Genomic DNA, 8498 nt, shown 5'->3' on the forward strand with positions numbered 1-8498 from the left:
CCGGCCCTTTGTCGTGTCCCCTTCGAAGAGGGGTAGTCTAGGCGGGTCATGGGCCTCCACCTCAGCCACGACGTCACCCTCGGCTGGCCGCGGGCGGGAACTCTGCCCATTGGCGTTCGCTTCGCGCCTTCGATCGCCCGTTTTCCCGACGATCCCGACCTCAAGCGGGGCGGCGCGGAGGTCATCTGGCCCGACGGGCCAAACAATGACTGGGGGCGGCGCATCCTGCGCGATGTTCCGACGGGATTCGACGGCCTCGTCATGCTCGACAACGAAGGCCCGCAGCATGACGCGCTCTGGGCCCCGCTGGGACAGCTCGTCCACCCCGGCCGGCGCAAGATGAGCATCGCCGCCATGTGCCGGCAGGTCGACGCGTGCAAGCGCGTTCGGCCCAAGGCGGCCTTCGGCTTCTACGCCGTTCCGTCGGGCGGCTGGTATGCGCCGCGGATGTACGAGCAGACGCGCCGCTACGGAAACGAGCTGCATGAACTCTACTACCACGTCGACGTGATCATGCCCGGGCTCTACTGCCCCGAGACATCCCCCGGCCACGAGCGTCACGCCGACTTCGTCATGGAAATGGCCTGGAGCATTGCGCGCAAGAAGGGTCTGCCGCTCGCCCCCGTGGTCGGCACCCGCAGCTACTCGCGGGGCGACGACCAGGCAGTGTTGCTCGGCGAGGACGTGCTCAGCCCGTGGATGAAGGTTGTGATGAAGTACCGCCCTGAGCACCTCATCTACTGGCAGAACGAGCCGGGTTTCGTCCGTCTCCTCAAGGAGAAGGCGCTCAGACGGGCGCTGACCGATGACGAGATAACCACTAGCCGCGAAGAGGCCGCACGGAACTTGGCATGGGGACTCAACTTCTTCAGGCGGTACATGTACTAGCGCCGTGAATCGGCGCTGGCGCTTTACGTAGGTCCGCGGCGCGGCGCTACACTTCTTGCGTTCTTGGGCTTGGCTTCGGACGTCAGGGATACACGGGGGATCGTCCCCCGGCCATCGACGAAGCCTCTTGGAGGTCGCATGCTGTCTCGCCATGTCCGTTCTTCTGCGCTCCTCGCCCTGCTCTGCCTGTCCGCCCAGACGGCGACGGCGCAGGTCATCCGCGACGACTTCTACGGGGTCAATGGCAACGTCTACGCCATCGCGGAGATGAACGGCGTGGTCTACGTGGCCGGCAGCTTCGACCGGGTCGGCCCCCAAACCGGCACCGCGGTGCCGATCTCGGCCTCGACCGGTGGTGTGTTGGCGTACCCGCTCGCGAACGGCGCGACCTTGGCGGTCGCGCCAGACGGCGCGGGTGGGTGGTACATCGGAGGGCAGTTCACGAGCGTGGGCGGGGTGGCTCGATCCGGCATCGCCCGCTTGAACCCCGACTTCACTCTGTCCTCGTGGAACCCTGACGTGGCCGGAGCCGTCTACTCGATCCTTGTGACCGGTTCCACCGTGTACATCGGTGGGGCATTCGCGAGCGTCGGGGGAGTCGCGCGCACCAATGCGGCCGCGCTGGATGCGGCCACCGGGGCGCCAACCGCGTGGAACCCCGTTGCCAACGCGACGGTCTGGACGCTCGCCTCGAGCGGCGGGGCGATCTACATGGGCGGCCAGTTCACGACCGTGGGAGGGCAGCCGCGGAATCGCTTGGCCGCGGTCGATCCTTCGACTGGGGCCGTGGCCGCTTGGAACCCCGACGCGAACGGCGATGTCCGGAAGGTGGTGCCCCATGGATCGACGCTGCTCGCGGCGGGTATCTTCACCAGCATCGGCGGTCAGCCGCGAAACAACGTCGCGGCGCTCGACCTCGGCACCGGGGCCGCGACCGGCTGGAATCCGGACGCGAACCAGGGCGTCCTGGCTCTGGCGGTGAGCGGCTCGACGGTGTACCTGGGGGGGAACTTCACCTCGATCGGTGGAGTCACCCGGTTGAGGCTCGCCGCGGTGGACGCCGTCAGCGGCTCGTTGTCCGCGTGGAATCCGTCGAGCGGCGCGATGACCTCGGTCTTCGCGTTGGCGGTGGACGGATCGACGGTCTACGCCGGGGGGAACTTCTTCTCCATCGCCGGGCAGCTTCGCGACAACCTGGTCGCGATCGACGCAGGCACAGGCGTCGCGACGGCCTGGAATCCCGCTCCCGACGCGCCGATCCAGTGCCTGGCCGTCTCGGGAAGCACCGTCTTCGCGGGTGGAACGCTCACCATGGCGGGAGGCATCGAAAGAAGAGGTGCCGCCGCGTTCGACGCGACGACCGGCGCGCTCACGTCCTGGAACCCCGGCGTCAACAACTCGATCTTCGCCATGATCGCGAGCGGAGGACTGATCTACGCCGGCGGAAACTTCACCTCCATCGGAGGCCAGTCCAGGGCCGGGCTTGCGGCGCTGGACCCGGCGACGGGGAGCGCGACCGCGTGGAACCCGAACGTGACCGGCGGGGACGTGGCGTCGATGGCCATCGGCGGCTCGACGCTCTTCGCTGGCGGGCTGTTCTCGGCCGTCGGTGGGCAATCCCGCAGCCGGCTGGCCGCGGTCGACCTTGTGACCGGCGCCGTCACCAGCTGGAACCCTGGCGCCAACGAGAGAGTGTGGGCGCTCGCCGTCGACGGCACGACCGTTTACGCGGGCGGTCTATTCACCAGCATCGGGGGCCAGCCACGGAACTACCTGGCCGCGATCAACTCCGATGGCGCGGCCACGTCCTGGAATCCCAACCCCGGCTCGGCGGTGCATGCCCTGGCGGTCAGCGGCAGCACGGTGTACGCAGGAGGGGACTTCTCTACGATCGGCGGCCAGTCGCGCAGTGGGATCGCCGCCCTGGATGCCGCGACCGGCATGGCGACGAGCTGGAACCCCGCTGCAAGCCACTCGGTCGTTGCTCTTGGCCTTGGCAGCAACACGATCTACGCCGGCGGGTCCTTCACCAGCATCGGGGGAGCGGCCCGCGGTCGTGCCGGGGAGCTGAGCCTGACGACCGGAGCGGCCACGACCTGGAACCCGAACGCGAACAATATAGTGCGCGCGCTGTGCGTGAGCGGAAGCACGGTCTATCTCGGAGGCCAGTTCAGCACGGTCGGCGGTGATCCGCACTCCGGATTCGCCGTGGTGGTCAATCCCCAGGTCGGCGTGGCTGAAGAAGGGCCAGTGAGCGTGCTGGAGCTCTCGCCGTCGCCCAATCCGACCACGGGGCCGGCACGTCTGACCCTCGCGCTGCCGCGCGCCGCGCCCGTGCGGATCAGCATCTACGATCTCCAGGGCCGTCTGGTCGCGAGGCCTCTCGACGACACGCGCACCGCCGGCCGTCACGTGGTCACGTGGGACCCGCACGTGGCCGGCGCGAATCCCGGTCTCTTCTTCGTCCGTCTCGAAGCGTTGGGCGAGCGGATCACTCGCCGACTGGTGCTGATGCGCTGATTCCAACCGGACTCGTTCCCAAGGAAAGGCCGCCGTCCGAGCGACGGCGGCCCTCCTTGTTCCCGGGCGGGGAGCGAGCCCGCCCGAGGGAGATCAACGCACCCGGATTCCGGTCTGGGTCATCGTCCGGTCGCCGACACGGAGCCGAATCACGAAGAATCCGGCCTTGAGCTCGCGGCCGCGCTCGCTGCGGAAATCCCAGCTCACCTGGTGCGCGCCGGCCTCTCTGCGACCCTGCGCCAGATCGGCGAGCTTGCGGCCGGCGAGATCGTAAGCGGCCAGAGAGACTTCGGCCGCACGCGGCAGCGTGAACCGCACGCCGACCTTGTCGACTGCCGGGTTGGGAACGACCGGTGCGAGCTGGAGCCTGGCGTCCGCACTCTCGTCGTCGCCGACCGCGACGTTGGCGAACCGGATCATCACCGGGTAGTCCTCGGTCTCACCGCCCACCAGGAAGCCGCCGGGCGCGCTCACCGAGCCGTTCCACGGGAAGTCCTGAGGCACCGGCGCGCGGCTGATGGAGATTCGCATCCACCCCTTGCCGCTGCGGTTGCCGATCCGGAAGAGCGGTGAGACTTGGTTCTGGCAGCCGGGCAGGAGCACCACCACCTGGTTCTGAACCGCCCATTCGTACACGCACTGAGGCCCGCCTGGCGTGTCGCAGATGAAGCTGTCGTTCCAGTCGCCGTCCTCGTTCATGTCGATCATGATGTTGAGGAAGCCGTCGACCGGGGACGTGCCGCAGTTGGTGGTCTGGTAGGAGATGGTGGTCGGCTCGCAGGTCTTGAACAACACCGTCGTCGGGCTGAGCAGTCCCGCGTCACCATCGCCGTAGGCCTCGTCCTGCCCCCACGTCATGCCGAACCAGTCCACCACGTCCACCGGCAACAGCGGATTGCACATCGAGAGCAGGCCACCCGTGTCGTTCATCTTGCCGTCGGGCTCGGAGTCCACGCCCAGCGAGGCGGCGTTTTCGCACCCCAGCCAGAAGCCCTGGTCCGCTGCGGCCGAGAGGTGGCGCACATAGCCGGTGGGTCCGGGAATGGGGCCGAGCTGCGGGCAGGGTCCGTCCGGAGTTCCCGGGGCGCTCGGTGCGCTGCAGGTGGGGAAGTGGCCGATCACGCCGGGATACGCCGTGGCGTTCTCGGGCGCATCGCCCCAGTCCTCGTAGCTGAGGCATTGCTCCGAGGGCAGGATGGTGATGATGAAGTCCTCGGTCTCGCCGTTCTGCATCGCCTGGCCGAGGAGGGTCTCCGATCCGGCCCATGGGTAGTCGTCATTGGCCACGTTGTCGCTCAGGCTGATGCGCATCCAGCCCGGCCCGGGAATCGGCCCCACGCGGAAGGTCGGCACGAAGATCGAGTTGCATCCCGGCTGGAGCGTGACCTGGAAGTTCTTCACCGCCCACTCGAACGCGCACCCCGCGCCGCACATCATGTTGTCGTTCCAGTCGCCGTCGTGGTTCCAGTCCGCCAGGATGTTGAGGACCGCGTTGTGCGGGACCGCGTCGCAGTTGTAGGCGCGGATGGTCCAGCCCACGTTGCCGGGACCGCATGCCTTGAATGTCGGCGGTGAAGAGAGACAGGCGTCATCGGTGTTGTAGTCCTCGTCCTGGCCCCACGACATCACGCCGTAGGACGCCACGCAGTCGACGCTGTTGCCGGCGCAGGAGCTGATCCCACCACCCGTGTCGTTGACCTTGCCGTCCGGCTCGCCGTCGATCCCGAAGGGCTGCACCATGCCCGCGGTGCATCCCAGCCAGATCCTGCTTCCCGCTGGCTGCACGTGCCGCACGTGGCCGGTTGCGGCTCCCGGCAGCGTGCTGATCGGCGGGCAGGCGAACGTCCGGTTCCCCGGCGCACCGCCCGCACGGCAAGTGGGGAAGTGGCCGACGACGCCGCCGGGATAGGCCAGCACGTCCTCCGGTGCATCGCCGAAGTCCTGAGGTGCGGGCGCCTTCACGCAGTCATCCGGCCCGTCGACGTCGGTGGCGAGCGCAAGAGTTGAACAGAGTGCGAGTGCCAGGGCGATGACACTGGCGTTGCGAATCCAGGTTCTCATCGACGACCTCCTGATCCTCCGAAAGCCGCCTCGGCGCGGCCGGCCGGGCCGCCGCCAGACCGGGAGATGGCGGCCGCCCACTTCGGTGAACGGGATCGATCGAGGAAACGCACAGGCCGGGGGCTCGAACTTGCCCCGGCGCAAGTGAGTTGCCGCAAATACCCTGTGCTAGGGTGGATCAGCGTGCGCGTAAGGGGGCCTCGAAGATGCTGACATCGAGCGGCTTGAGCCAGCTCACCCGGAGCTTCGCCGGCGATGTCATCCGTCCCGGCGACCCCGGCTACGAGGCGGCGCGGGTCATCTGGAACGGCATGATCGACCGCCATCCGGCGCTCATCGTCCGGCCCACGTCCACGGCCGATGTCGTGACCGCCGTGAAGTTCGCGCGCGAGCAGGAGCTCCTCGTCGCCGTGCGAAGCGGCGGACACAGCATTCCAGGACTGTCGACGTGCGACGACGGCATCGTGATCGATCTGTCGCGAATGCGCGGCGCGGAAGTCGATCCAGCGCGGCGCATCGCTCGCGTGAACGGCGGAGCACTGCTCGGCGAGCTGGACGAAGCCGCACAGAAGATCGGATTGGTGTGCCCGGTCGGGGTCGTTTCGCACACTGGCGTCGCCGGCCTGACGCTCGGCGGTGGAATGGGCCGCTTACAACGAAAGTACGGCTTGACGGTGGACAGCCTGCACTCGGTCGACCTGGTGACCGCGGACGGACGCCAGGTGCGGGCCAGCGCCGATGAAAACGCTGAGCTGTTCTGGGGAGTCCGTGGTGCGGGTGCCAATTTCGGGATCGCGACGTCGTTCGAGTTCCGACTCCATCCACTCGAGGGGAAGATCACTCACGGCGTGGTGATATACCCCGCCCGGCGAGCGCGCGAGCTCGCAGCCCGGTTCCGCGAGATCGTCGACTCGGGGCCCGACGATCTGTTTGCCTCGTTCGGATTTGAGCTCGCGTCCACCGCGGAGCCTGCCGAAGTGGCCGGCAAGCCTATCGCGTTCGTATCCGTGCACCACGTCGGCTCGCCCGAGTCGGCCGAGCGCGATATCGCCGCGCTGCACGCGCTCGGACCTGCCGTCATCGACACGATTCGGGTGAAGCCCTATCTCACGGCACAACGGATGAACGACGAGACGATGAGATGGGGATACCGGTTCTACATGAAGAGTGCCTTCATCAACTCGCTTCCCGACGAGCTCATCGACCGCTGTGTCGAGCACATGCCTCGGGTTCCCAGCGGCGTCAATGGCGGGTACACGGTGTGGGCCTGCGGGCGTGCCATCGCTCGCGTTCCCGAAGAGGCGACGGCATTCTCCGGGCGCCAGGCCGCTTTCTGGATGGGCTCTGAGATCCTGTGGAAGGACGAGGCACGCGACGACGAGTGCCGGACATGGGGGCGAGTCGCGATGGCAGAATCGAAGCCCTACGAGTCGGAGGGCCGGTACGTCAACGACGTGGCGGAGGTCGGGGACGACGTCACGCGTTCGGTCTACGGCGACGCGAAGTACCAGCGACTCGTGGCGCTCAAGCGCGCGTGGGATCCCGGGAACTTCTTTCGCCTGAACCAGAACGTGCGGCCGTAGAGGAAGACGCGTTCCCCCCACCTATCCGCCCCGGGGCGGATGAGTTGCCGGAAATACCCTGTGCTACGGTGGAAGTGCTGCCGATCGACGCAGGGAGGCCACATGAAGCTGCTCATCCTGGGAGGGACGCTCTACCTCGGGCGCCACATCGTCGAGGCCGCCCTCGCCCGCGACCACGAAGTCACGCTCTTCAATCGTGGCCGCACGAATCCCCATCTGTTCCCCAAGGTCGAGCGGCTGGTCGGTGATCGCGACGGAGACCTGAAGGCGCTCGAACGCCGGAAGTGGGACGCGGTGATCGACCCCTCCGGCTATCTGCCCCGCGTGGTGCGCGCCGGCTGCGAGCTGCTCAGGGACGCGGTCCAGCACTACACGTTCATCTCCAGCATCAACGCCTACGCCGACGCCACGAAGCCTGGCCTCACGGAGGACGACGAAGAAGCCGAGCTACCCGAGGGTGCGCCCGAGGAAGTGAACGGCGAGACCTACGGTCCCTACAAGGTGCTGAGCGAGCGCGAGGTCCGGTCAGCGTTCCACAATCGCTCGGCCATCGTGCGCCCCGGACTGATCTACGGTCCGCACGACGCGACCGATCGCTCCGGCTACTGGCCGCTGCGCATCGCCGAAGGCGGAGACGTACTGGCCCCGGGGCCAGCGGATCGCCCCGTGCAGCTGATCGACGTGCGCGATCTGGCCGAGTGGCTGGTGCAGCTCGCCGATCGCGGCACGAGCGGCGTGTTCAACGCGACCGGGCCGGAAACGCCATTGACGATGGGCGCCTATCTCGACACCTGTCGAGAAGTGGCCAACACTCACGTGCACTTCGTTTGGATTGACGAGGCATTCCTGCTCGAGCAGAAGGTCGGCCCGTTCAGCGAGCTGCCGCTGTGGGTGCCGGTGCAGTTCCACGCCTTCGAGACCGTGAACGTGTCGCGCGCGATCGCCGCCGGGCTCAAGTACCGGCGGCTGAAGGACACGATCCAGGACACGCTGGCTTGGGCACGAGCCGAGGGGCAAAGGACCGTGGATCCGAAGAAGCTCGGCGTGAAGATCCCGCCAGCCCTACCTCGCAAGCGCGAGGCGGAAGTGCTGGCGGCCTGGAGACAACGGGCCGTCGTGTAGGTCAGCCATCCCGTAGCGATTCCCCGAGGGTGCTAAACAATCTCTTGACCCCGGCGGCGGACGAAGCCTAGCCTCGGCCTGTCTCGGACTGTTGACCGTGGCTGAGGGTCCTATGGCCGATTGCCATGACCGGGCGATAGGCTGTTTTTCGACCTTTCTGTGGCGCCTAGTGGACGCCGCGGGAAGGTCGTGTCGTTTCTCGGCGTTGGGTCTACCGGGGGCCAACACCGAAATCGCGGAGAGCAGAAGATGAAGTGTTGGCGGTGGATTCTCGTTGCGCTGGTCGTTCTCACCCTCGGGCACGTCTTGATTCCGACGACCAGC

At 67.4% G+C, this 8498-nt stretch carries 5 protein-coding genes; 4 read left to right on the forward strand and 1 reads right to left on the reverse strand.

Annotated features, from left to right (window positions below; genetic code table 11):
- Positions 1–48 precede the first annotated feature (48 nt).
- Together VFQ05_09755 and VFQ05_09760 are read left to right on the forward strand one after the other, a co-directional pair.
- Positions 49–888: a hypothetical protein gene (locus tag VFQ05_09755; protein HET9327045.1), complete on the forward strand. Its 840-nt coding sequence runs from the start codon at positions 49–51 to the stop codon at positions 886–888.
- A gap of 138 nt (positions 889–1026) precedes the next feature.
- Entirely contained in the window at positions 1027–3408 is a 2382-nt protein-coding gene (locus VFQ05_09760) for a T9SS type A sorting domain-containing protein (GenBank protein HET9327046.1), read from the forward strand.
- A 93-nt stretch (positions 3409–3501) separates the two neighbouring features.
- Here VFQ05_09760 and VFQ05_09765 read toward each other — a convergent pair whose 3' ends face one another.
- Entirely contained in the window at positions 3502–5469 is a 1968-nt protein-coding gene (locus tag VFQ05_09765) for a hypothetical protein (GenBank protein ID HET9327047.1), read from the reverse strand.
- A gap of 206 nt (positions 5470–5675) precedes the next feature.
- Here VFQ05_09765 and VFQ05_09770 point away from each other — a divergent pair, with 206 nt between their 5' ends.
- Positions 5676–7052, forward strand: a complete 1377-nt coding sequence (locus tag VFQ05_09770; protein HET9327048.1) for an FAD-binding oxidoreductase — start codon at positions 5676–5678, stop codon at positions 7050–7052.
- A gap of 102 nt (positions 7053–7154) precedes the next feature.
- Entirely contained in the window at positions 7155–8174 is a 1020-nt protein-coding gene (locus VFQ05_09775) for an NAD-dependent epimerase/dehydratase family protein (GenBank protein ID HET9327049.1), read from the forward strand.
- The last annotated feature ends 324 nt before the right edge of the window (positions 8175–8498 follow it).

Source organism: Candidatus Eisenbacteria bacterium, from assembly GCA_035712145.1.
Taxonomy (GTDB): Bacteria; Eisenbacteria; RBG-16-71-46; order RBG-16-71-46; family RBG-16-71-46; genus DASTBI01.